Origin of the sequence: Nostoc sp. KVJ3, assembly GCF_026127265.1 — a bacterium.
In the GTDB taxonomy this organism is placed as follows: Bacteria; Cyanobacteriota; Cyanobacteriia; order Cyanobacteriales; family Nostocaceae; genus Nostoc.
Map to the genome: position 1 here is coordinate 2,065,690 of NZ_WWFG01000002.1, position 25,509 is coordinate 2,091,198.

Here is a 25,509-nt window from a genome sequence, read left to right on the forward strand (position 1 = left end):
GTTGGAGAACTTATAGAGTAGCCGCCTTGCGTCTACATGAATTGCCCCTACGTGAAAATCTTTCTTTTTGGCTATTGTTTGGGTAAGTCCTGTTTATGAAAATAACCCCAAGGGCTGGGGTTATTTCCATGAAACTATTGTGACTTAAAATTAACTAGACAACAGCAGATACTTGTTGCTTAAAGAAAGCTGATAAAACTCTCTCTGCTATTTGATCGCTAGTCAAACCTAATTCTGTCTTCGATTCATTGGGTTCAGCATGATCTACTAATACATCTGGGACACCAAATCGCTTGATAGGAACGAGAATATCTGCATCCATTAAGGCTTCTGCGATCGCACTACCAAAGCCACCCATCACACAACCTTCTTCTAAGGTGACGACGCGGCCGATTTTCTTAGCTAAAGGCAAAATCAACTCGGTATCCAAAGGCTTAACGAAACGGGCATTAATTACAGTTGCTTCAATGCCGTGTTCGCTGAGAATTTCCGCAGCTTGCATTCCTGGATAGACCATTGTGCCATAAGCGACGATTAACACATCATCGCCAGTACGGAGAATTTCACCTTTGCCGATTTCCAACGGTTCCCAACCTTCTTCCATCAGGGGAACGCCGTAGCCATTGCCACGAGGGTAACGCATAGCGATGGGGCCACTGGTATGGTTAATGCCAGTTACTACCATGCTTTGCAATTCGGCTTCGTCTTTGGGAGCCATTATTACTATATTGGGAATGCAACGCAGATAAGCGATGTCATACATACCTTGATGAGTGGGGCCATCAGATCCCACAATTCCCGCCCGATCTAAGCAAAAGAATACTGGTAAGTTTTGGATGCAGACATCGTGAATTATCTGGTCATAAGCGCGTTGCAGGAAGGTAGAATAAATGGCGGCTACGGGGCGCATCCCTTGAGTTGCAAGTCCTGCTGCTAGGGTAATTGCGTGTTGTTCAGCAATGCCGACATCAATATATTGATTGGGCAGTTTGGCTTGAAGTTTATCTAAACCTGTTCCTGTTGCCATCGCCGCGGTAATTCCAACGATTTTGGGGTTTTGTTCGGCGAGTTTCACCAGAGTGTGAGAAAAGACTTTGGCATAAGCTGGGGGTTTGGGTTTACTGGAAGGGATGGCTTTGCCGGTTGCGACGTTGAAAGGGCTTTGGGCGTGGTAGCCAACTTGATCTAATTCAGCAATTTCATAGCCTTTACCCTTGATGGTGGCTACGTGTACCAAAACTGGGCCTTGTATTTGATGTGCTTGTTGGAAGGTAGCAATCAATTCTTCAAGGTTATGCCCATCTACTGGCCCGATGTAAGTAAAGCCCAATTCTTCAAAAACTGCCCCTACCTTGGGAACAGCCAAGCGTTTCATGCCTTCTTTGATGCGTCCGAGTTCGGGAGACAGGGATTCACCCACGAAGGGAATTTGCTTAAATTGTTCCTCAAGATTATCTTTGATAAATTGCACCGGTTGGCTGAGGCGCATTTTGTTGAGATAGCGGGGAATTGCGCCGACGTTGCGAGATATAGACATATCGTTGTCGTTGAGAACAACCAACAGGTTGGTTTTCGGCATGTGTCCTGCGTGGTTGATAGCTTCTAAAGCCATACCGCCAGTCAGCGCCCCATCGCCAATCACAGCGACAGCTTTAAATTTTTCGCCTTTCAAGTCTCGCGCTAAAGCCATACCCAATGCTGCGGAAATACTTGTAGAAGCATGTCCAGCCCCAAAGTGATCGAACTTGTTTTCACAAAGTTTGAGATAACCTGCAACTCCGTCCTTTTGTCTGAGGGTGTGGAAGCGATCGTAGCGCCCTGTAAGGAGTTTGTGGGGATAAGCTTGGTGTCCTACATCCCAAATCACTTTATCCCGATCTAAGTCTAGCGTCTGGTAAAGTCCTAGCGTTAATTCTACAACACCCAATCCTGGCCCCAAGTGTCCACCATTAACTGCTACGGTTTGCAGATGCTTATCTCGAATCTGACGGGCAATCTGTTGCAGTTGGCGAACAGATAAACCGTGCAACTGATTAGGATGGGTGATTTCGCTCAGATGCATATTATAGTGTTTTCCTTTCTAACTTCCAGTTTCGGTATTTTGATTTTCCCACGGTCGGGTTGTCCACATAATCACACTCTTACATTGTTACTAAGTTGTAGTGGAAAGTATAACTTCGTAATTAATAATGGTAAAAAATCTCTAAATCATTAACAATTCGTCAAAATCAGGTTGCGATCGCATAAACTCGTAGCACATTTGTCAATAAGTAATGCCACTTAAATGTACTCCGCAATTTGTATAGAAAATCAAGCTTTCAAAAGCATTCTGCGGAATTTCCTGAAACCGATAAGTCACTTTTGCCTTTTGAAGCGATCGCAAAAGCAAGTTAAATATAAATATCTCGCAATACTGTTCGGTTAAGGCAAGAGACGCGATAAATCGCCGTCTTTAGAATAATCAGTGCTTCGTCCTGACGGCGATTTATCGCGTCTTGGGAATCTATTTTTTCATCAAATAACCTTAACCGAACCGTATTGAAATATCTCGTTTCCATTTTTTCTTATGTTCAGTAAAAGAAGCTAGTTTTATCTGCGATCGCAGTTAATGTCGGTACGATAATCTTCGTAAAGAACAAGATCCCCAACTTCTCAAAGAAGTCGGGGATCTAATCTCTCATGGATGATTGAGAATTACTATAATTTATTCTCTATTTACCAAAAGCATCCTTGATGTTATCAACAGTGCGTTCGACAGCGTTCTTTGTGTTGTCTACTGCTTTCTGTGTGCGAGCAGAATCTTCATTTGCTCTTTTCTGAATTTTAGCGGCATCTCTCTTGGCTTTGCGTTCAGCAAAACTACCACTGTCTGTTGCTTGGTCAACTTTGCCGGCGTTGTCCTTGGCAGCTTGCTTAACTTTATCTGCTGTACCTTGGATAAAATTCTTGGCTCGTCCAGCATCTTCACTGGTTTTATCTTGAACTTTGTCGCCTATGTCTTTTGATGCAATCAAGGTTGCAGCAGGTTCAGCCATTGCTGAGGTGTTCGAGAAAAATGCACCTTGCCAAACGAAAGCGATCGCTAACATACAAAACAGTGTTGTGGCCATCCAGCGTTTTACCGTGGAAAGCTGTTTTGTAAAATAATTCGATTTCATAGAATACAATCTCATGTGATTTAGTATACTATTTCTACTTCATTTAGTTTATTTGCCATATCGATCTATAGATAGAAGTTGTTGCGTCATTAGTCATGAAACAAGTTCACTATTTTGATAGATTGAAATTTGAGTCAAGATTTTTTACTGGTAATTAAACAGGTTACGGGATTTTAGATATGGGCGATCGCACTTGGGGAAAAGTTAGCGATCGCTGTTCAGTTAATTAACTTGCGATCTCAACTGACTTTTTCCGGTTGGGACGCTTGCGTTCTGATTTTTTCTTCAGTCCAACTGCTTGAGCTTGATTGCTATCCGATCCATATTGTCCGCGCACAACTTCTTTCATGGCTAACACAGCATTATGAAATTCCCATTCTGCTAATCGCGCAGCATCAGCAGCAGCACGGTATAAAGTTAGTTTCTCGGTTTCGGCTTGTTGCTGCACCAACATAGCCTGATAAGCTTGTTGTAAATTTGCTAAAGACGCATCAGCACGGGTTGTATTGTATGTACTGATGGTTTGCAAACCGTGCAATGACGTTATATCTTGACTAATTGATTGAGAGGGTAAACGGCGTGTTTTATCCTGAACAGGCATATATATACTGGTATAAGTGACATTATTATTGTGCCCATTAAAACAATATAACTAACAGTTGCACAGATGTACGCCCTGAAGATGGACAGATTTTAGATAAGGGACTTCCAAAGAAAAAAATATCCCAAAACTGACGCAAAAACCTCTGTATTTTTCCTCTCTCTGTGTTCTCTGCGCCTCTGTGGTTCGTTTCTTTGGATAATTTATTTCTTGGAAATCCCTAAGTACTTAGACAGAATGAATTACACAATGTCATTGCGAATGAAGCGTTCACAATGAATGTAAATATTTTTGTCCAACTACTTAAAACAAAGTTAAAAAAAGCGTGAGTTTATTTTTGCAGGTTTACGCAATGGCATTGTCAGTTGAAACAATGGCATTGTCAGTCAAAACAATGGCATTGTCAGTTAAAACAATGGGATTGTCAGTTGAAACAATGGCATTGTCAGTTAAAACAATGGCATTGTCAGAAGTTGCATTAAATAGCGTGACAATGCAATTATTAAATGGCAAGATGTTTTAGTGTTGTATAATTTTGTGAACTTCTTTAGAGACAACACTAAGAAAGCATCACGCTGGCATCAATTGCTGGATGCGCTTTGGCTCCTCTCCTAGCCAATCTGGATTTTGGGCGGTGCTGTCGAAAATTGATGAGGTTTTGAAAGGCTCAAACTGTCCGCGTGATGCTGCTTTTGCTGTTTTTGCTAAGAGCGATCGCACTTGCTCGTCATTCATTGGCTGAAATGTCCGTACTGCTTCAAAGGCTTGCTCTAAAATCTCCATGCTGTCAATTCCGGTAATCACAACCGATGTTGGCAGATTTAAAGCATAGTGTAAACACTCAATCGGCGTTACAGTATTTGACTTTAAAAGAATACCGTTTGCCATACTTTTCATTCCCAGAACACCAATGTTTTGCTTTACCAGTTCTGGCACAACCAGCTTTGCAAAGCTTCGGTAATGAGCATCCATAACATTGAGCGGCATCTGAGCCGTATCAAATTTAAACCCTTGAGCGGCGGCAATTTCCAGCATATGCAGGTGAACATGGGGATCTTTGTGCCCAGTGAAACCAATGTATCTGATTTTTCCGGCTTCCCGTGCTTCAATTAAGGCAGCATTTGCCCCTTCTTCATCAAAAACTCGATGGGGATCTTCGTACCGAATAATTTCGTGGTGCTGAACCAGATCGATACAATCCACTTGCAGACGTTGAAGTGATTCATCTAGCTGTTTTGCTGCTTCTTTTTTAGAGCGCCCGTCGATTTTCGTCATCAGGAAAACTTGATCGCGATAACGATCGCGCAGCGCTTTTCCCATCCGAATTTCGCTGACTCCCCCGTTGTAATCCCAACTGTTATCCATAAAGGTGATGCCGCGATCGATCGCTGTTCTCACAATGCGGATACCCAGTTGTTCATCAACATTTTTCAAGCCGATGTGCCAACCACCTAATCCAATTGCAGAAACTTTCTCTCCTGTACTGCCGAGAACTCGATATAGCATTTCGGAATTTGGCGTAGTTCCTGACATGTGTTCTCCTTGTGTGTCAGCTATTTCTTAAGTACATATAGCTGTGTGCTAATTCAAGCGCAAGAGAAAGTTGACAATATCATGCTGAAGATACACTTTTTGACGCGATGAGGAAAATATTTAAGAAGTCAAAATATGGATGGCAATTTGGAATGTGTGAGGTAAAGATAGAACTTACGCAAAACTATATGCGGTAGGGGCAAATCATGAATTGCCCCTATCGAAAAATCAAGGTTTGGGCTATCCCGTAAAAACTCAAAATTGCAGTTTTGAGCTTTTATGTTTGTAGTTCCCAACAATTAGAAACTGTGTAGATTACGGAGACGGAACTGCTACTCGATTGCCAGGAACAATCTGTGGCTGATAGGAAAATACTTCTCGGCTACGAGGATTTACGGTCACTTTGACCCAATTTACATCGTTAGTGCCATTCGCCGCATTGTCGCCAAATGTCTCGACACGAGTGAAGTTCTCGATGCGTCTGCCTTGAGCATCCAGAAATGGCTTGTCAACGCGGTAGTAATGTGAGTCACCGTATACATAGGCAATCGGTTTACGGAAAGCGATCGCCTCTTGGCGGAACGCTAATAAAAAGTCCTTGAAGCCATCAGGCTGTCCATCAGTTTCCGCGAGTGTCTTCGGATCGCGCAAAGGCGCTCTGGTTCCATCGGTTAGATCCCACCCCGGATCGCCCTGGGAGATAAACATAACTGCCACCGAGTTGCGTGTCTTTGCCGCTTGAAAAGTCTCTTTCATCCATGCAATATCAGCCGTGTTTCGCGCTGCATACTCATCTGGATCGGGCGCAGTGTCGCATAGGTTGTTGCACGAACCCTGAATATTGAGTGTCGCATAAGTAACACGACCAACCGTCCAGCGGCGGTTTTCAACACAGGGTACTGCACCGTTTGCACCAAGACACAGTGGTGTTGTTTGCACCTCCTGTACTAGCCGACGCTGCCCAAGGGAAAACTTTGTGCTGAAGAATACCTGACGCTCGTAGTCGAGGCGATCGCGTGAGTTGAATCCACCATTTGAGGGGCGATCGCAATCAGTCCAATCGTTATCGCCTGGGGTAAAGGCTGCTGGTGCTTTCAGGGAGTTAAAGTAGCCGAGTGCCTGGGTGTAGAGTTCATTACTGCACTTAGTCGGCGTAACCGAGCCGGGTATAGAATTACCCGCCTTCAGGTCGCCGTCGTGGACAGTGAAAGCCAGGTTTTGCGCGTTCATATCAGCGATGAGGTTTGGGACTCCCGTTGTTGCCTGAATATCCGAGTAGGGGAGATCGCCCCAAAGTCCGATGGCGTATGTCTCGTTCTCACCTTCGTACTCGGACTCCTTCTCGTTGGCAGTTGCCAAACCGATTGTAGAACTTGCCAGCAACGGCACAGTCAGCGCCAGTAAACATATTTTACGCAGTAAACGCGCAGTGATGATATGTTGAAACACTGAGTATTTAACCTTTGTCACAATCTATATCCTTGATTATTCTTTGGGCTGGTGAGCGCATTTTGGACAATTAGCTCTTGCCCTTACCCACACCATTGAAGTTAGGAAATTAGATTACCGGATTGCCAATGACATATAGGTTATGGATGGGTTAATGGTTCGTTTCTTTACAGAGATTTCGCGGCTACTTTACTTGTTTGTGTAGCCGCGAATTATCTTAGCCCTGACTGTGTTGTGCTGCTATAGTTATTTTCCGCTATAAAAAAAGGCAATTTCTTTTTCTTTGAGGGGTGCGAAACCAGCATCTACAAGTAATTGGTCAAGTTCTCCTTGGGGAATATGTTTTGCACCAATTCGCACAATGCGCGATCGCATAGTATTTGATACCCCACTGCGCTGTCTATTGCCTTCTAGCGCCATAACTTTACCATAAAGTTCTAATTTGGCAGTTGGAATGGGAGAACCATCAAAATCAATTCCCTGTGCGATCGCTTCATCAATAGCATCAGCACCCGTGGTAGTTTGATTCCCTGGGTTAGTTTCAGTAGGCATGGTGATTTTGCTCTTTTTCGCTATGGGTAGATTTTACCAGTTAAAAGAGCGGTTCAAAACCGCATCTAAACAAGGCAAAACCCATAGAGGTGGGTTAAAAAACCTTAATTTGCTCTTAGCCCACGGAGGTGGGCTTCTCTACGAGACGCTGTTCGCATTCGTTTGTCTAGCAGCGAATTCCATTGCCAAGGCTAATTACGAGTTTGTCGCGTCACCAAACCACCAACAAACGCCCCTAAGATTGTTCCTGTCCATAGTCCGGTTGTGCTACCTTGCCATACTGCTCCTGGTGTCATCCAAGCGTTGCACATCTCTTGTAAACCCCAAGGTTGATTTTGACACTTTTGGCTATGCAGCATTAGGGTGATTTGCCCACTGGTGTAAGCACCAAAAAAACCTGATGATAGCGCCAAAAAAGTGCAAATAAAAATCCTGTTTTTGATCATTTGTATTAGGCATTGAGCATTGGGCAAAACAGTTCCGAGTGCTGAGTGCAGAGTGAAGAGTTACGAATTCTCCCCCTGCTCCCCCTACCTCCCCTGCCTCCCCTGGCTCCTCCTGCCTCCCCTGCCTCCCCTGCCCCCCTGCTCCTCCTGCCTCCCCTGCCTCCCCTGCCCCCCTGCTCCCCCTGCCTCCCCTGCCTCACTCCCCATTCCCAATCAACCCGTATTTCTCATCCCAGCTGCAATCCCATTAATAGTTAACAATGCTCCTCGTAGTAACTCGCCTTTGCTGTAACGAGAATGAATGACTCCAGAAGTCGCATTACTATTCATAGACTGTCGTAGGCGTTTGAGCAGGGAAACTTGGATAAATCCCAAGGGGACAATTGTGCCATTGCGTAACTGCACAGATCGTTGCAAGACAGGATCGCCATCTAACAATCGATTGTGATCGGTAATTTTTAACACCAAATCTCTTGTGAGATAGAACTCGCTGGCAATTTGGTCAAAAACTTTGGCAAAACGAAGTCGATCTTCTGGTTTTGACAATTCCTGAACGTAGTGATGTGCCATTTGCATATCTACTTTTGCCAAAGTCATCTCGGCTTTAGAAATCACCATCTTGAAAAATGGCCACTTCACGTAAAAGTAGCGCAGCAATTTCAAGTGTTCTTCTGGTTCTTCGTTCAAGAATTCTTGTACAGCTGTGCCAACCCCATACCAGGAAGGAAGTAAAAAGCGGGTTTGTGTCCAGCTAAATACCCAAGGAATAGCTCGCAGACTGCTTAAATCTTTCTTCCCAGATGGACGGCGGGCTGGACGAGAACTAATTTGTAGCTGGCTAATTTCTTCAATGGGGGTTATTTCATGAAAGAAGTCAACAAAATCAGGCTGTTCGTAGATTAAAGCCCGATAATGTTGACGCGATCGCGCTGCTAATTCTTCCATAATTTCATTCCACGGCTCAATATCATCAAACCCTGTCCGCAACAGGCTAGCTTGAATCACAGCTGTGGTGATGGTTTCCATATGGTACAAAGCCAAGTCCAACAAGGAATATTTGGAAGCTAAAACTTCTCCTTGTTCGGTAATCTTGATTCGCCCATTAATACTATGACCAGGTTGAGCTAAAATCGCCTCGTAAGCAGGGCCACCACCCCGCCCTACAGAACCGCCGCGTCCGTGGAAAATCCGCAAATTTAGATCGTAGTTTTCTGCGATTTGTTGCAGTGATTTTTGAGCTTTATGAATTTCCCAGTTGCTGCTTAAAAAACCAGAGTCTTTATTGCTGTCAGAATACCCCAACATCACTTCTTGTAAGTTAGGGGTGAGGGGGGAGGATGGGGCAGGGGGGCAGGGGAGGCAGGGGAGGACAAGTTTTCATCCACAATACTCTCTGCTTTTGTCTGTTCGTAGCCGCCGGCTAATAAAGCGCGATATAACGGGAGTTCAAACAGTTTTCGCATCACGCTTCGGGAGCGTTGTAAGTCTTCTACTGTCTCAAATAGAGGGATAACTTGAATGGTTCCCACAGCTATGGCGGGGTCAAAAAGTCTGGCTTCTTTGGCTAAAAGCAATACTTCTAGCACATCGCTGACATCGCGGCACATACTAATAATGTAAGTTTGGCAGATGTTGAGACCAAATTCTTGTTGCAGCGATCGCACCACGCGAAAGGTTTCAATGACATCGTTGGTTTTTTCCGAAAATGGCAATTCTGCCGGAATTAACGGCCGCCTAGTTTGCAGTTCTCCTGTCAGCCAAGCAACTTTTTGCTCCTCAGATAGTTCGTTGTAAGATTGAGGTAATATTTGCAGGTATTCCAGTATTTCATTCAGCGCATCGGCGTGGCGGGATGATTCTTGGCGAATATCTAGCTGTGTCAAGTTAAAGCCAAAAATTTCTACTTGACAGATGAGATTTTCTAAATCTCGACAGCTTAAACCCGTTTCTGTCAAGTTGCGCTGAATCATCCGCAGTTCTGCTAAAAAATCGTCTCCCGAACGATATAGGGGGCTATCTTGATTTTTTGGCGTTTCCCGATTGTACAAAGCCAGATTGCGATCGCGAGTATTTTCTAGTCGTCTCAACACATAAGCCAGTTTCAACCGATAGGGTTCTTGTCGATAACGCAGCGCCAGTGCGTCGTATACCTCACTCAACTGGGACTGATCTAACTCTAGAGATTCTAGTAAATCTGGTAAGACATCACTCCAGTGCATCGACACACTCAACAATTCAATCAGATTTTTTACTGACTGAATATATTTTCCTAGCACCATTTTGCGCTGATAGCAAGCTGTTTGCCAGGTGACTTCTGGTGTGACTGATGGGTTTCCATCTCTGTCTGAACCTACCCAGGAACCGAAAGAGCAAAAGTTTTTACTCGGTGGTTCTAGCCAAGGAAAGGTATTAGATAAGGTGTGTTTAAAACGTTTATAAAGTTGAGGAATACCATCAAATAAAACTTCCTGGAAGTAGTGCAGGGCATAATCTACTTCATCTAACACAGTGGGTTTGAACTGATGAAGTTCGTCCGTGCGCCACCAGAGGCGAATTTCTTCGAGCAATTGTTCGCGGACATCTGCTGCTTCCCAAGCATATCCCCCAGATGCAGCACCAGAATGGTTTTCCAAGGCATCCAGTTTTTGCAAAAGTTGCACCACTTGTCGCTGCTTATCGCGGATGGTATGACGAACAATTTCCGTCGGGTGCGCTGTGAAAACTAAGCGCACATCCAGATGAGCAATTAGACGCTGAATTTGCTGGGGTGGTACATTCAGTTTGAATAAATAAGGAAACAAAGCCGCAAAAGTCCCTTTTGGTTTAACTTGCGCTTTTTCTAGATAATTCTTTGTCAGCAATTCTGCTGCTAGTCCGTTGCTAACAGGTGCGTCATTTTCTCTTTGATTGGAAGAATAGTTGACATTAGATGCTCTTTCTGCATCTGTAGCTTCTGTTTCTGCCTCATAGCGACTCAGTTGCTGCCGTTGCTCGTATTCCTGCTCAATGATGTTAATCAGCTGAAAATACAGAGCGAAAGCACGAGCGGCGCGGATTGCTTCGTTAATATTTAGTTGTTCAATTAATTTGACGGCAGACGATGCTTGGTCATTTGTTGCCTGTCCTTCTGGCGAACACAAATCGCGCAACTGCCGCAACAACTCTACCATGTTTTGACCGCATTCTTGCCGGAGAACTGACTCCCACAATTCTTCCACTACCTGGAGACGATGACGCAAAAATAATTCCGACACCGGGTATATATCCGCAGTTTGAGACGAAGAGTATAAAAGGGAACCCATATTCTCTATCTTGTAAAGCTAATTACTGTTTACGCTTCTAGGTTTTCTACTGAATGCTCATCGGGTTATTCCTGAGCAAATAATTATTTGGTGTATATTTTCTAAGTTTGATTAGTTTCGCGCTCCTCTGGGAAGTCGAGAATGGGTAGGCGATCGCCGCGAAATAATTCTTCACTGGCTTCCCCTATGGTTTCTAGTGCCCTGACGGTGGTTTTTCCGGTAATCAGCAGCAGTAATATAGACGCTGTACCTATTTGTAAAAGGAATGATTGGGGAATGGTAAATAAATCGGGATTGGCTGGCGGGTTAGTTGGGGGTTGTTGGTTGGCAGGAGGCATTGCTAATTTTTGGTTATGGGAATATGAGTAGAGAGGCGATGAATCGCGTCTGTACAGGAGTTAAGAAAACTCCAACGATCGAGGGATGAAGTTTAAATGAGATAAACTTGTTGTCTATTTTGTCCATCAGAGGCGGTAGACGCGAGTCCGGCATTAAAGGACAATCATCAGCTAGTCATATAGAATTATTCTGACTTCTGACTTCTGAATTCTGACTCCCTATTAGTAAAATAAACGCAAAACTCAATCTTAGTCAGACTTGCAACCTGTACAAGACTATCTTGGCCGATTTTGTGAGCTTCGAAGGTAACAAAATTGTTAAAAAAAAACGTCAGAGTGTGATAAACAGATGGTTCTAGTTTACAAGTGCAAGCACTATCCCCTAACAATCGCTTCTTGTAAAGTTAACTGCCCATGAAAACAGTATTACCAGATCGCCAGCAATCCTTAGTGCAATGGGTAAGCCAAGCCACAGGGATCAACACTTTCGGGGTGAAAGTCCGGTTACGGGGAAACGATCTTCATATTCTTTGTGAAGGTACAGAATGTCCGCAGCGTTGGCGTACTTTGTCTGACTTGCTGCAAGCACTACAGCAAACAAACTTAGATGTCCTTACAAGCAGCGAACAAACCTCAATATATCAAGTATTTGTCTATGGCCGAAGAAAAGGGGAACAGCGCCCCAAATGGTGCCATCGGGTTTACTTAAATCAAATAGATAAGCATCTGGAGCAAGTAGAGCAAGCCTTGCTAGCAGACTCGGAAAAATCAAAACAATCGGGTGGGGCGCTGATTGTCTCTAACGAAAGTTTGGCACGCCAAGGCAACCCAGAGGCGATCGCTAGATATCTCAGCGAAACTCTGAGTACGTTAGGTGTATCGGTACTAGCTAAGATTAAGCCATATAAATCAAAGAACTCTCAGCCAGAAGAAAATCGCCTGTGGATATTTTGCCAGTCCAGCTATAGCCCCGATGCATCCTTGCTTGCGGAACCAATAGCACAGAAATTGCGTTATCTCAAGCTTTCGGGCTATCAAGATGCCATAATTGTTTCCCAAGTGAAGGGCGAAACTGCCCCTGATTGGCTGCTACGGGTGGATTTGACACCGCCAGAGGTAATGCTGAAAGAATGGGCGCGTTGGGGAGATGTCCAAGCGATCGCTCGATTATTAACTGAGGTACTATCAGGGTTAAAAGTTGCTGTCCAAGTTTCGCTAAAAGAATCAACCCTACATATCTTTTGTATCCCAGCTTTCGATCCTTTAGGAAATGCCCCAATCCCTGACAAGGTAGTGTGCTTAGAGGCGATTGCCCCCCAGCTAGAAGCGATCGCCCCCCAAGGCATTCTCGCCGCCACCATCTACGGGCAAAAAGCAGGTGACAAGCAACCCACTTGGATTGATTGGCTAGCTTTACCCGCCACAACCCATCCCGTCTTCGCCACATCACCCCTAGATTTGGCAAGTACTGGCGATCAATCAGCGATCGTATTTTTATTAGAGCGTTTACTCAATCCTGACCTGGATTGGCGTTTATTGACAGGGGGAATTCGTGTCCTTTTGCTAAACAAAAATGATTTACTACATATCTTATGTGATGCGCCTGTTTGTCCAGCGCGTCAACAAGTAGCAAGTAAAATTACGCAGTTTATCCGCCTGTTGAAGATTCCCGGTATTATGGGAATACGTGTCTACGGTCGCCGGGCTGGGAATAAAGAACCTTTTTGGCACTATGGTGTCGATCTTGAACATCGCCAACGTTTAGTACCAGAAGCAACCCCAGAATTCGCTGCTACTTCTAAATACGTTAATGATTTAGTAACCTCTGAGACTAGTGAGCCAATTTTGCGCCCCGACTTAACAACAGAAGAAGTTCAAAGTTTTGTAACAGAAGTAGCGCGAGATTGGATAGCAACTGCAAGTGCAACCGCGAAAAGATTCCTGTTAAAAAGCCAGTTATTTACTGAAAGCGACCAGCCAGCAGAACAAAGCCCTGACAATCAAGGACTTAAGATTGCTCTAGTTTGGGGGACATTAGGATTATTACTCACCCTGCAAACTGATTGGGTATTGGGTCGAATTATTGCACAGACTACGCCGAGTTCGTCAAAAGTGGCCAGTGCCTTACCTTCATCATCTGGGCAAAAGGTATCTTTGACATCTGGGAAAACTCAGAGCGAGAAAACGAAATTTTTTAGCAGCACTTCTAAAACAAAATCTCCTCCAAATCAGAGTTCTGTATTTAATGCTTCGGAATTTACCCAAAGGGATGATACCCCGACACAGAATTTGGCAGCCGCACCACTGAAAGAAAAAGCAACCGCAACAGCTATTCTTTTAGCAGCGCGATCGCAGATGCCAAGTTTCAATGTCAGGCAGTTAGATGAGCAACTAGCACTGTATAAACAGCGTTTGGCTATAAATGGTACACCGCCAGATGTATTGGTTATTGGTTCCTCCCGCGCCCTCAGAGGAGTAGATCCAGGAGAACTTTCTAAAGCTTTAGCGACTCAAGGTTATCCAAATATTGACGTATTTAACTTTGGCATCAACGGTGCTACTGCACAAGTTGTAGACTTTTTGCTTCGCCACGTACTAGAACCATCAGAACTGCCTAAAATAATTGTTTGGGCAGATGGCTCCCGTGCTTTCAACGGTGGACGCGAGGATATTACCTTTAAATCCATTGCTGCATCAGCTGGTTATAAACAAGCATTCCAAAAAGCACCAGAAACTGCGAATAACAGTGATTCACCCAAAAATCAGGAAAATTCGGAAGAACAGAAGGTAAAAGAACAAAAACAGGAAGTTAGCACCTATCAAGCTGTCAATGATTCATTAAATCAAGCTCTGGCATCTCTTTCTGCTAGCTATCAAAACCGCGACCAAATTAAAAGTTTACTCCAAAAACAACTGCTAACACTTGGCGGCAATCAGCCAGTTGCATCACAAAAACAGCTAACAGACGGTACTTCAGATGAAAGTATTTCCCAGCAAGCAGTTGATTTTGATGGCTTTCTACCTTTGTCAATCCGCTTCAATCCTGCTAGATACTATCAAAAACATTCTAGAGTTCCCGGAAATTACGACAACGACTATAAATCTTTTCAAATAGAAGGACAGCAAGATACTGCTTTCCAAGAAGTGCTTCAGTTTACCCAGTCTCAAAAAATTTCCTTAGTGTTTGTCAACATGCCTCTCACAGCAGATTATTTAGATCCAGTGCGTAGAGGATATGAGCAAGAATTTCAGCAATATATGTTGCGTCAAGCGACTAATCCCAACTTTATCTATCGAGATTTGAGCCAAAGGTGGCCAAAAGCCAATGACTACTTTTCCGATCCCAGCCACCTCAACCGCTTTGGAGCATACGAAGTCTCCAAAAAGCTGGCTAACGATCCCATGATTCCTTGGCCAGTGAAGTAAGGATAGGAAGGCAGGGGAGCAGGAGAGCAGGGGAAGATGAAGGAAATAAGAGAAAAGAGGTAATTTTAATTCTGTCCAATAGCCTATGCCCTTCTTTGGCCAATGCCCCATGCCCAATAACAAATAACAAATAACAAATGACTAAAAAATGAACTTTATATCAATTTTCTATGGGCTATTCTTGCTGAGTGTTTTAGGGATTTACTGGTCTTTAGCACAAGAAAAATTACGATTGTGGACGCTGCTAATTGCTAGTTTAGTTTTCTATTCATCTTTGCATATCCAGTACATACCATTGCTATTAGCATTGACATTTATTAATTTTCGTGTAGGGCTGGAAATTGGTAAAAATACATCACCAGGTAAACATTCTCTTGACTGGCAAATCTCTAATGAAGAATGGCAATTTGCTCAAGGTGATTGGAATCGTCGTCGTCTAAAAGTTTTGTGGCTAGGTATAACTCTCAATGTTTTACTATTATTAGCTTTTAAGTATTTCACCCCTTTATTTAAGTTTGTTTTCAATATCCAAACAAACTCACCAGATAGCTCTTTTAAATTGATTGCACCTTTGGGTATTTCATTTTTTACCTTTGAATGCATTGCTTATTTAATAGATGTCTATCGCGGTGCGCCTGCTAGCGATCAGTTTCTCAAATTTGCCACCTACAAATTATTCTTTGCAAAACTGATTTCCGGCCCAATTACGCGCTACCACAACTTAGCAAATCAATTCAATACGCTAGAATTTCCCAGTGCCGATAGAGTAGCACAGGCGCTATGGTTAATTGCTAGAGGCGCAGTCAAGAAAGGTATTTTTGCAGACCATCTGGGAATTTTTGTCGATTTATGTTTTGGTAACTTACAACGGGCGGGTAGTACCGATCTCTGGTTAGCGACATTCGCCTACGGCTTGCAGTTATATCTAGATTTCAACGGTTATGTAGATATTGCCCGTGGCAGTGCTTTGCTTTTCGGCTTAGTTTTACCTGAAAATTTTGACTTTCCCTACTTTAGCGCCAGTATTGGAGAATTCTGGCGGCGCTGGCATATCACTCTAGGAGATTGGCTACGTAACTATGTCTACTTTCCTTTAGGTGGTTCGCGTCAGGGTTTAGTCCGTACCTGCTGGAATTTATTTACTGTAATGCTAATCGCTGGTATCTGGCACGGCGCTGCTTTGGGTTATGTAGTTTGGGGCATATTCCACGGGTTAGCCTTGGTGGTTCATCGACTTACAGATGCCATGAGCGATCGCTTTGAAAAACTAGAACATTTCTGGCAAAATCCTCTAGGGATCTTCGTTGCTTGGTTCTTAACCCAACTGATGGTTTTTACCTCTTGGATTTGGTTCCGTCTACCTAATCTCGAAGACTCTTCTTTGGTAATTCGACACCTTTGGGGTTATCCGGCTGATGCTCAGTTTGCTCAAAAGGTCTATGTGGATGCCTTAAATATCAGCCAATACCAACTCACTTGGATACTTCTAACTTTAGCTGCTCTTATGGCTGTAGTCTATGCCTTCAACCGAATGCTGAAGTTAGAGTTTAACTGGCCCATTAAGCTTGTCTTTGTACCTCTATGTTTCTACGCTGTTTGGTTATTAGCTCCTGAAGGCAGTTTGCCCTACATCTACTTTGATTTTTAAGTTTCTACAAACAATCAACAGCAACATAAGACAATGTACAACTTATTATTTTGTTACAAATTAGTTGGGGTTATTTGTAAAGGAATGTAAAGACAATAAACTAGGCGATCGCGTCATTGAAAGCTATAGCTTAAAATCGCTGAAAAAGCCTTAATCCTTACTTTTATCACTATGAGCAATAGTAGAAAAACTTTACACTTCGATTAACTTGTTAAAGAATTTTATTACAGAATATTAAGTCAAAGATCGCGTCAAAGTAATTTCATGTAGACTTTAATTCAACAGGCAAAAATAAAATCTGCTTGTTCCATTTTTAACAAAAAACAGCACTTATAAAACCATGACCACAACCTTACAACGGCGCTCCGACGCTAACGTATGGGATCGCTTTTGCGAGTGGATTACCAGCACTGACAACCGGATCTACATCGGTTGGTTTGGTGTTTTAATGATCCCAACCCTAATAGCTGCTACTGCTTGCTTCGTAATCGCATTCATCGCAGCACCTCCAGTAGACATTGATGGTATCCGCGAACCAGTTGCAGGTTCTTTAATCTATGGGAATAACATTATTTCCGGTGCAGTTGTTCCTTCCTCCAACGCTATTGGTTTGCACTTCTACCCAATTTGGGAAGCTGCTTCCTTAGATGAGTGGTTGTACAACGGTGGCCCTTACCAGTTGGTAGTTTTCCACTTCTTGATCGGTTGCGCTTGCTACCTGGGTCGTCAGTGGGAACTTTCTTACCGCTTAGGTATGCGTCCTTGGATCTGCGTAGCTTACAGCGCACCTTTGGCTTCTGCTTGTGCAGTATTCTTGATCTACCCAATCGGTCAAGGTTCTTTCTCTGATGGTATGCCTTTGGGTATCTCTGGAACCTTCAACTTCATGATTGTGTTCCAAGCAGAACATAACATCTTGATGCACCCCTTCCACATGTTAGGTGTAGCTGGTGTATTCGGCGGTAGCTTGTTCTCTGCGATGCACGGTTCTCTAGTAACTTCTTCCTTGGTGCGTGAAACCACCGAAACCGAATCACTAAACTACGGTTACAAGTTCGGTCAAGAAGAAGAAACCTATAACATCGTTGCGGCACACGGCTACTTCGGTCGTTTAATTTTCCAATACGCATCATTTCAAAACAGCCGTCAATTGCACTTCTTGCTCGCAGCTTGGCCTGTCATTGGTATCTGGTTTACCGCTTTGGGTATCAGCACGATGGCGTTCAACTTGAACGGTTTCAACTTTAACCAATCAATTATTGACTCCCAAGGTCGCGTTATCAGCACCTGGGCAGACGTAATCAACCGCGCTAACTTGGGTATGGAAGTAATGCACGAGCGGAACGCTCACAACTTCCCCCTAGACTTAGCTGCTGGTGAAGTTACTCCTGTAGCAATGACTGCTCCTGCTATCAACGGTTAATTCTGAAGACTAGCTAAATAAAAAACGCCCTCCAGAAATGGGGGGCGTTTTTTCATGAGAATTTTCATGTTAAATTCAAGCTACAACTGCTTCATAAGTAGTAAATGCAAAATTAAATATACATTTGTCATTGCGAATGGAGCAAAGCGGAATGAAGCATAAGTCCTTCGGACACGCTTCGCGAACGCAAGGTTTTGGCAATTGCAACTCTTGGAGACGCTGTTCGCGATCGCTACATTTCATTACGCTCGCAATGACATAAATATTTTTGCATACCCACTTAAAACTTACCTAAACGTAGCTTTTACCTTTGAGGAATCAGGAAATGGCGGCTTTTGTGGAACATAGCTTAAATAATAACGCTTTTACCCCTCCCTTAGAAAGTGGCGATCGCTTAACCCGCCACGAATTTGAGCGTCGTTATACAGCAATGCCTAATAAAAAAGCAGAATTAATCGAAGGAGTAGTCTACGTGGCATCACCCCTGCGTTTTAGAAATCATGGTTTACCTCATGGAAACTTAATTATCTGGTTAGGGAATTACAAAGTCTCCACTCCAGGGGTCGAACTAGGCGACAATACTACCGTGCGCTTGGATTTAGATAATGAACCACAGCCTGATGTTTTGCTGTTGATAGATAAACCATCTAGGGGACAGGCACAGATTAGTGAAGATGATTACATAGAAGGCGCACCGGAATTAGTCGCAGAAGTAGCAGCTAGTAGTGCATCTATTGATTTGTACGACAAAAAACGCGCCTACCGTCGCAACGGAGTACAGGAATATATCGTCTGGCAGACTTTAGAGAATAAACTTGACTGGTTCTGTTTGCAAAATGGTGAATATTTGCTACTTGTACCGGATGCAGATGGTGTAATTAAAAGTCAGGTATTTCCAGGTTTGTGGTTAGCTGTCACCTCACTAATTACAGGGGATATGACGCAAGTTTTAGCAGTGCTGCAACAAGGGTTAAATTCAAAAGAACACACAGATTTTGTTAAGGGTTTAGCTTTGTAAAACTTAATTTAGAAAAATATCTGCTGTATTTGTATACAATTACTAAATTGTTGCTCATTTATATTAGTAAATGCACTGGTATAAATAAAACAACTATCAAAGCTGTGAGCAGTGAAGAAACTCAAGTACTGAGCTGATCTCAAGAGTCTATATACTTTGTGTTTCCAATCAGTACAAATCTCAGATTTTATTTTTTGTCTCAATTCAATATAAAATCTAAAACTTAAAATCCCAAATCAATATGACAGCCCTAACTCCTAATTCTAGTTTTAGTTTGACATTGCGCTTGCAGATTCCCAATCGTGTGGGAATGTTAGCCTCTATAACCCAGGCGATCGCAACCACTGGCGGTAATCTCGGTCAAATTGATTTAATCGAGCAAAGCCGCAAAGAATCAACCCGCGATATTACCGTTGATGCAGCTAGTACCGAACACGCTGAAACCATTGTCCAAGCAGTAAAAGCATTGCCAGACATCAAGTTACTCAGTGTCTACGATCGCACCTTTAACTTGCATCGCGGTGGCAAAATCAGCATCACTAGCAGAATCCCTCTGAAAAGTGTTTCCGATCTAGCAATGGCTTACACGCCCGGAGTCGGTCGAATTTGTACAGCGATCGCTCAAGATCCAGAGGAGGTTTACAAGTTAACTATCAAGCAAAACACTGTTGCCATTGTTACTGATGGTAGCGCCGTTTTGGGATTGGGAAATCTCGGCCCAGAGGCGGCTCTCCCAGTCATGGAAGGCAAAGCAATGCTATTCAAGGAATTTGCTGGGCTAGATGCTTTCCCCATTTGTCTGGCCACCCAAGATACAGATGAGATTATCCAAACAGTTAAGAATATCGCGCCCGTTTTTGGGGGTGTGAATTTAGAAGATATCGCTGCACCTCGCTGCTTTGAAATTGAAAAGAGATTGCGCGAAGAGTTAGATATCCCCGTTTTTCATGATGACCAACACGGAACGGCGATTGTCACCTTGGCAGCATTGTTTAACTCCCTAAAACTGGTACATAAGTCAATGGCGGAAATCCGCATCGTGATTAACGGTGCTGGAGCGGCAGGAGTGGCGATCGCTCGGTTACTCCGTAAAGCTGGGGCAGAAAAAATCTGGATGTGCGATTCTAAAGGGATTATCTCTACCAGTCGCACCGATTTGACAGAAGAAAAACTTGAATTTGCCGTGAAAGCTCAGGGGACATTAGCTGGGGCAATGCAAGGGGCAGATGTGTTTATTGGTGTCAGCGCCCCAGGAGTTTTGACACCAGAGATGGTACATTCAATGGCGAAAGACCCAATTGTGTTTGCAATGGCCAATCCCATTCCAGAGATCCAGCCAGAATTAATCAGTAAGGATGTTGCCGTCATCGCTACCGGTCGCAGTGACTACCCCAATCAAATCAATAACGTCCTGGCTTTTCCTGGGGTATTCCGTGGGGCTTTAGATTGTCGTGCCAAGACAATTACCACCACAATGTACCTAGAAGCCGCAAATGCGATCGCTTCTTTAGTCAAGCCATCAGACTTAGATCGGGAACATATTATTCCTTCAGTCTTTGATGAGCGCGTCGTTAACGCTGTTGCGGCGGCTGTGCAGCAAGCAGCGCGTCAAGAAGGTATCGCTCATAATTAACACTATTGCGGCAGGAAAATCGGCGGTTAGAAACCCCTAGCCGGATCTGATTTAGTCTGGTCTCAGTATGCGAATATGTGTAGAATATTCTCTTGACCTAATGTTAAAACCCTTCATTTGCATGAAGAGTTTTAACATTAGGTAAAGTTTTAAATACCCTGAAGATAAAAGGCTTATATCTCTTGCCAAAGTACTAAGCACATCTGAATTATTGCTTCATTTTCTTTCGTTGCTCTGGTTTTAGGGTAAAACAAAGGGTGGCAGCGATAAACGTTAACGCGGCAAAAACTTGCAAAATATGCACGGATAGCTAAAACGTGCCTGGACGTAGAGGGTTAAATGCGCCGTCGCACCCCTGTGAAGCGTCAAGAAATAGCTGATTAAATCAAATTTGAAGCGATTTAATCATATATTTTGTAGCAGATACTTGTGGAAAAGCAAATGCTAGGTGTAAATGTTGTTATGAAAGTTGGCGATCGCGTTCGCGTTAAAGATTCGGTAGTAGTGTATCACCACCCTGAACATCGGAATCAGGCTTTTGACATCAAAGGCACAGAAGGCGATGTAGTAAATATTGCCACCCAATGGCAAGGCAGACCTGTAAGCGCTAATCTGCCGATTGTAGTCCAGTTTAGTAAAAAGTTTAAAGCCCATTTGCGTGAAAATGAGTTAGAGATTTTATAATGCTTTAATTTTCAGCTAACTCAAAACTGACTTAGATTTATCTATGGGGTTACTCAGCACTCCTGAATTATCGGCGGCGAAACCACTGAAAAATATTCAGTTCGCCGCGCATTTTTTTAAGCTCTTGACGATTTTGTTCTGCTGTTGTATAATACCATTCACAATAACGCTGAAACTCTGACCTTGACCGAACTTCGTGGTAGAACTGATTGGTTGTTTGGTAAGCGGCAAAAGCTTCCTCAACTTGGGGTTGAGGAGATGGCATAATATAGGGTAAATTTTTAGACATAAAGTTAATTGAGTTAGAAGTTAGAGACGCGAGATTTAGAAGTTACAGACGCGATTAATTGCGTCTTGCAAAATATTGTGACATCTGCATAAAAAAGAAATTTGTATCCAATTGATAAATTCCTCAGTTAGGGACTCGTATTTTCCATCGATTTGCTGTATCTTGTTTATTTCGTGCAATTATTAACAACCCAATTTTTCCCAACTTTGCTGTCATCCAGATTTTGAGCCAATGCCCTTGGGGAACGGTGAATGAAAACTTTTAATAGATAGATATGAAGATCATCAAAAAATCCGACAAGCTGACTCTGAAGAAAATGATGGAAATCCAACACACTGAAGACCAAAATCTTCAAGCCGATACCGTCAATTCTTCAGTCCCTGTGCTTGATGAGCAACCAGAAGCAATTCCAGTGGCTAGAGTTCCTGATTATATTCCATTCCTTGACAATCCTCCAGTCCAGTCTGTTGGCAACTCTGGCTGGCAGATTTCTGACATTTGGCGGGATATCCGAGTGGATGATTTTTGTGGGTGATACTCCTAATAAAAATAGGTGCAAAAGAATACGTTGCTCCTGTGGTGTACGCTGATTATTTGCATAGCGTTTTCTGTAAATAGGCATTCCTGACGATACAACCAAAGCTTTTGGGTAGTCTTACCAACTCTACCAATTTTTGGACAAGCGATAAAAGCGGGCTGCGATCGCAGCCCCCAACAGGAGCAACGCGAAAAAGTGAGATCCTCGTGAAATAGGCTCTCTTAGGCAGGGCTACGGTGTACACACAAGTTATCGAATCACTACCAGTCCTCGAATTACCCCACCCTAACCCTCCCCTTATAAAGGGGAGGGAACTGGATTTTCCGGTTTCCCCCCTTTTTAAGGAGGGATTAAGGGGGTAATTAGACTTGTGTGTACACCGCAATTTAGGCAGGGGGAGCAGGGGGAGCAGGGGGAGTAAAGAGGCATTTTTAGTATTTTTTACGACCGTTACAGATTGCTTCTACATTTATTTCTTTCTCTTCCCCTGCCTCCCCTGCCTCCCCTACCTCCCCTACCTCCTGCCTCCCCTGCCTCCTGCCTCCCCTGCCTCCCCTGCCTCCCCTACTTACCCATCTCACTCTTAGAGCATTGCTCCCACCCCCAACTAATAGCCCAAACCAAGCATTGGAATGTGCCGCCCTTTTTCAAAGAGGAAAGCTTTTGAGATGGGGGAATAACTGTTGACTATTGACTTCCAAGGTAACGGTACTAGCTGTTTGAGGAACTGGCTTGATTGAGAAGGTCAATAGCATCTTGGTCGAGTTTTATATTGACAGCTTTGACGATCTCGTTGAGTTGCTCAACCTTTGTTGCACTAACTATAGGGGAGGTAATGGTCGGATTAGCAATGAGCCACGCCAGAGAAACTTGGGTAGGAGTAGAATTATAAGTCTTTGCTACTTGATCAATTGCCTTTAGAATTTCAAAACCACGAGGGTTTAAATATCTTTTTACAGAATTACCACGGAGACTAATAGACAAATCTTCCTCTGAGCGATATTTCCCAGAGAGAAAGCCACTGCACAGAGAAGAATAGCTAATTACACCAATTCCATGTTCTTGGCAAATTTGTTGTAAATCCTGCTCATAACCATCTCGATCGTACAAGTTATAACGGGGCTGAAGGCTTTCGTAGCGAGGATAACCATGCTGACGGCTAATTTCTAACGCCTGTAGCAGACGAGAACCACTATAGTTTGAAGCACCAATCGCACGGACTTTTCCCTGACGAATTAATTCCCCGTAGGTTTCAAGAGTTTCTTCAAGTGGAGTAGTTTCATCGTCGATGTGCGATTGATATAAATCAATATAATCAGTTTGTAACCTTTGCAATGAGTCTTCAACAGCTTCTAGGATGTGTTTGCGAGAAAGCCCTTTGCCTTTAACACCCATATCGTTGCCAACCTTAGTTGCAATCACCACTTGGTCGCGATGACCACGCTGCTTGAGCCATTTTCCTAAAATTGTCTCAGACTCTCCACCAATATTTCCTGGAACCCACTTAGAATAGACATCAGCTGTGTCAATAAAATTACCTCCAGCCGCCATAAAGTGATCTAAAATCTCAAATGAACTATTTTCATCAATTGTCCAGCCAAAAACGTTACCACCAAAAGATATTGGTGAGACTTCTAGTCCTGAATGTCCAAGTTTACGTCTTTCTGTAATGACCATGAGTATTATTGGTTAATAATTAAGGATAATAGCGATCGCTGAACGCACCCAACCATAGGTCATAGTGCGTATAGTAATTCTATAAGAATAGTATTAATTAACTTTGCGTTGATAACCTTGCCAATATTTTTCTTTTAGCTGGCCTTTTTGTAATTTGCCGCTTGGTGTTCTTGGTAAAGATGCAACAAATTCTACACTCCTGGGTAACTTGAAATCAGCAAGTTTACCTCGGACAAAGTTGATGATATCTAGTGCTGTTGCTTTAATTCCTGGTTTTAAAACTACAATAGCTTTAATACTCTCTCCCCAGTCTTCATCAGGAACACCAATAACTGCAACTTCAGCAATTGCTGGATATTCATATAGAATATTTTCAATCTCTGCTGGATAGACATTTTCTCCGGCATAGCAGATCATATCTTTTAGGCGATCGCAAATATAGAGATAACCCTCGTCGTCAAAGTAACCTGCATCTCCAGTATGAATCCAGCCATCAACTAGCGTATTAGCCGTAGCCTCTGGTAATTTCCAATAACCAATCATATTTGCAGGTGATTTTATACAGATTTCACCTACTTCACCAATAGCTAAGGCTTTTCTTTGATGATTCAAAATAGTGAGGGAGACACCAGGAAAAGGTTTACCCGCAGATTTAAGCCTAGCTAGATTTGCAGAAATATGGGCATTTGCAAGCAAACTAACGGCACAATTTCCCGTTTCAGTCATACCATAAATTTGTACAAAGTTACAATCAAATGTCACCATTGCTTCTTTTAACAGTAATTCTGCAATGGGAGAACCCCCATAAACAATGTATTCAAGTGATGAAAAATCCGTCTGTTGACAACTAGGTTCAGTCAACAGAACTTGAAGCATTGCAGGAACCATACAAGTTTTAGTAATGCGGTATTTTTCTATAGCTTCTAAAACCTCAATTCCCACAAAAGCTTGCAGCAAAATATTTTCGGCTCCAGATGCTAAACCACGGATAGCCCACCATAAACCCCCAATATGAAAGAAAGGGATGACTAACAGGCTTTTATCTGTTGGACTCCAATTTATCCAAGTTTCATTTTGCTTGACTATTTCTTTCGCAATGGCAAAAAAACTATAATGTCCTAGTTGAACACCCTTCGGACGACCAGTTGTACCACTGGTGTAAATTTGCACTACTACATGATTTTCCTCAACGAGAACATTAGGTTGAATATCGCTGGATTGTTGATACCAAGCATCGTAACTTAAGCAATTTTCTTCCGTTTTTTCTAAGGAAATGAAAGTTGTAACGCTATTGACTTCGTTCCTAATATATGTAATTAACGAATTAAATTCAGAACCAAAAAATATAATTTCAACATGAGCATCTGTAAGAATATAGCTGACTTCTGAAGCAGCTAACCGCCAATTAATTGGGACAAAGACGGCATTGATTTTGGCACAAGCAAATAAGATTTCAAAACTAGCCAGTGAATCTTTAGCTAATATTGCAACTCGCATAGGCGTAGCCCCTCGGAGACATTGCGTTTTCGCCCCTTGCTCTAAAAGTGCATTAGCTACTTGATTACTCCGTGTATCTAGCTGTAGATAAGTGAGCGTTCTATCCTGAAAAGTCAACGCTTTGACATCTGGAAATTGACGTGATTGCACACGTGCTAAATCCGCTAATGTTGTAATTTCATCGTTATGTATCATCGATATGACTCCAAAATTCAGTTCAACGAAGAGGCAGGGGGAAGGGGGGAAATGACCCCTTCCCCCTGCGGTGGAGCGGAGCGGAACATGGGTCTGAATCCC

Annotated in this window: 20 protein-coding genes and 1 pseudogene; 8 read left to right on the top strand and 13 right to left on the bottom strand. The window is 43.1% G+C overall.

Features of this window, described 5'->3' with window-relative positions; all coding sequences use genetic code 11:
- Positions 1-154: 154 nt before the first annotated feature.
- From dxs to GTQ43_RS24860, 4 genes are all read right to left on the bottom strand, one after another.
- Positions 155-2,062 (bottom strand): 1-deoxy-D-xylulose-5-phosphate synthase, encoded by a 1,908-nt coding sequence (dxs, locus tag GTQ43_RS24845; protein ID WP_265275375.1) that lies wholly within the window; start codon positions 2,060-2,062, stop codon positions 155-157.
- 328 nt (positions 2,063-2,390) lie between these two features.
- Positions 2,391-2,558 carry a hypothetical protein gene (locus GTQ43_RS24850; RefSeq protein WP_265275376.1) on the bottom strand — a complete coding sequence of 56 codons (168 nt, stop codon included), beginning with the start codon at positions 2,556-2,558 and terminating at the stop codon, positions 2,391-2,393.
- Positions 2,559-2,711: 153 nt separating this feature from the next.
- A complete protein-coding gene (locus GTQ43_RS24855; RefSeq protein ID WP_265275377.1) occupies positions 2,712-3,158 on the bottom strand; it encodes a hypothetical protein in 447 nt (148 codons plus the stop codon).
- A gap of 226 nt (positions 3,159-3,384) precedes the next feature.
- The gene (locus tag GTQ43_RS24860; RefSeq protein ID WP_265275378.1) at positions 3,385-3,759 is read right to left on the bottom strand and encodes a hypothetical protein; all 375 of its coding nucleotides are present in this window, start codon (positions 3,757-3,759) and stop codon (positions 3,385-3,387) included.
- 352 nt (positions 3,760-4,111) lie between these two features.
- Between GTQ43_RS24860 and GTQ43_RS24865 the strand changes: the two genes are divergently transcribed.
- Complete coding sequence (locus tag GTQ43_RS24865; protein ID WP_265275379.1) at positions 4,112-4,282, top strand: hypothetical protein; 171 nt, start codon at positions 4,112-4,114, stop codon at positions 4,280-4,282.
- Between the two features lie 47 nt (positions 4,283-4,329).
- Here GTQ43_RS24865 and GTQ43_RS24870 read toward each other — a convergent pair whose 3' ends face one another.
- The 6 genes and pseudogenes from GTQ43_RS24870 to GTQ43_RS24895 form a co-directional block, all read right to left on the bottom strand.
- Positions 4,330-5,292 (bottom strand): aldo/keto reductase, encoded by a 963-nt coding sequence (locus GTQ43_RS24870; protein WP_265275380.1) that lies wholly within the window; start codon positions 5,290-5,292, stop codon positions 4,330-4,332.
- Between the two features lie 315 nt (positions 5,293-5,607).
- Complete coding sequence (locus GTQ43_RS24875; RefSeq protein WP_265275381.1) at positions 5,608-6,762, bottom strand: hypothetical protein; 1,155 nt, start codon at positions 6,760-6,762, stop codon at positions 5,608-5,610.
- A 225-nt stretch (positions 6,763-6,987) separates the two neighbouring features.
- Positions 6,988-7,293 (bottom strand): DUF4090 family protein, encoded by a 306-nt coding sequence (locus GTQ43_RS24880; RefSeq protein WP_265275382.1) that lies wholly within the window; start codon positions 7,291-7,293, stop codon positions 6,988-6,990.
- A gap of 191 nt (positions 7,294-7,484) precedes the next feature.
- Positions 7,485-7,739 carry a hypothetical protein gene (locus GTQ43_RS24885; protein ID WP_265275383.1) on the bottom strand — a complete coding sequence of 85 codons (255 nt, stop codon included), beginning with the start codon at positions 7,737-7,739 and terminating at the stop codon, positions 7,485-7,487.
- A 213-nt stretch (positions 7,740-7,952) separates the two neighbouring features.
- Positions 7,953-11,041 (bottom strand): annotated as a pseudogene (gene ppc, locus GTQ43_RS24890) (phosphoenolpyruvate carboxylase).
- Positions 11,042-11,142: 101 nt separating this feature from the next.
- The gene (locus GTQ43_RS24895) at positions 11,143-11,379 is read right to left on the bottom strand and encodes a hypothetical protein (RefSeq protein WP_265275384.1); all 237 of its coding nucleotides are present in this window, start codon (positions 11,377-11,379) and stop codon (positions 11,143-11,145) included.
- A 414-nt stretch (positions 11,380-11,793) separates the two neighbouring features.
- Between GTQ43_RS24895 and GTQ43_RS24900 the strand changes: the two genes are divergently transcribed.
- From GTQ43_RS24900 to GTQ43_RS24925, 6 genes are all read left to right on the top strand, one after another.
- Positions 11,794-14,805, top strand: coding sequence for a DUF1574 domain-containing protein (locus tag GTQ43_RS24900; protein ID WP_265275385.1), 3,012 nt, complete (start codon positions 11,794-11,796; stop codon positions 14,803-14,805).
- Between the two features lie 148 nt (positions 14,806-14,953).
- Complete coding sequence (locus GTQ43_RS24905; protein ID WP_265275386.1) at positions 14,954-16,453, top strand: MBOAT family O-acyltransferase; 1,500 nt, start codon at positions 14,954-14,956, stop codon at positions 16,451-16,453.
- Between the two features lie 340 nt (positions 16,454-16,793).
- Entirely contained in the window at positions 16,794-17,876 is a 1,083-nt protein-coding gene (gene psbA / locus GTQ43_RS24910; RefSeq protein WP_265275387.1) for a photosystem II q(b) protein, read from the top strand.
- Between the two features lie 325 nt (positions 17,877-18,201).
- A complete protein-coding gene (locus GTQ43_RS24915) occupies positions 18,202-18,894 on the top strand; it encodes a Uma2 family endonuclease (RefSeq protein ID WP_265275388.1) in 693 nt (230 codons plus the stop codon).
- Positions 18,895-19,135: 241 nt separating this feature from the next.
- Positions 19,136-20,527 carry a malic enzyme-like NAD(P)-binding protein gene (locus GTQ43_RS24920; protein WP_265275389.1) on the top strand — a complete coding sequence of 464 codons (1,392 nt, stop codon included), beginning with the start codon at positions 19,136-19,138 and terminating at the stop codon, positions 20,525-20,527.
- Between the two features lie 441 nt (positions 20,528-20,968).
- Positions 20,969-21,211 (top strand): ferredoxin-thioredoxin reductase variable chain, encoded by a 243-nt coding sequence (locus GTQ43_RS24925; protein WP_321162514.1) that lies wholly within the window; start codon positions 20,969-20,971, stop codon positions 21,209-21,211.
- A gap of 67 nt (positions 21,212-21,278) precedes the next feature.
- Here the strand turns inward: GTQ43_RS24925 and GTQ43_RS24930 are convergent, their stop codons facing one another.
- Positions 21,279-21,500 carry a hypothetical protein gene (locus tag GTQ43_RS24930; RefSeq protein ID WP_265275390.1) on the bottom strand — a complete coding sequence of 74 codons (222 nt, stop codon included), beginning with the start codon at positions 21,498-21,500 and terminating at the stop codon, positions 21,279-21,281.
- A 274-nt stretch (positions 21,501-21,774) separates the two neighbouring features.
- Between GTQ43_RS24930 and GTQ43_RS24935 the strand changes: the two genes are divergently transcribed.
- The gene (locus tag GTQ43_RS24935) at positions 21,775-22,035 is read left to right on the top strand and encodes a hypothetical protein (RefSeq protein ID WP_265275391.1); all 261 of its coding nucleotides are present in this window, start codon (positions 21,775-21,777) and stop codon (positions 22,033-22,035) included.
- A 714-nt stretch (positions 22,036-22,749) separates the two neighbouring features.
- Here the strand turns inward: GTQ43_RS24935 and GTQ43_RS24940 are convergent.
- On the bottom strand, positions 22,750-23,715 hold the full coding sequence (locus tag GTQ43_RS24940) for an aldo/keto reductase (protein ID WP_265275392.1): 966 nt from the start codon (positions 23,713-23,715) through the stop codon (positions 22,750-22,752).
- A 93-nt stretch (positions 23,716-23,808) separates the two neighbouring features.
- Positions 23,809-25,407 (bottom strand): long-chain-fatty-acid--CoA ligase, encoded by a 1,599-nt coding sequence (locus GTQ43_RS24945; RefSeq protein ID WP_265275393.1) that lies wholly within the window; start codon positions 25,405-25,407, stop codon positions 23,809-23,811.
- Positions 25,408-25,509: the final 102 nt, after the last annotated feature.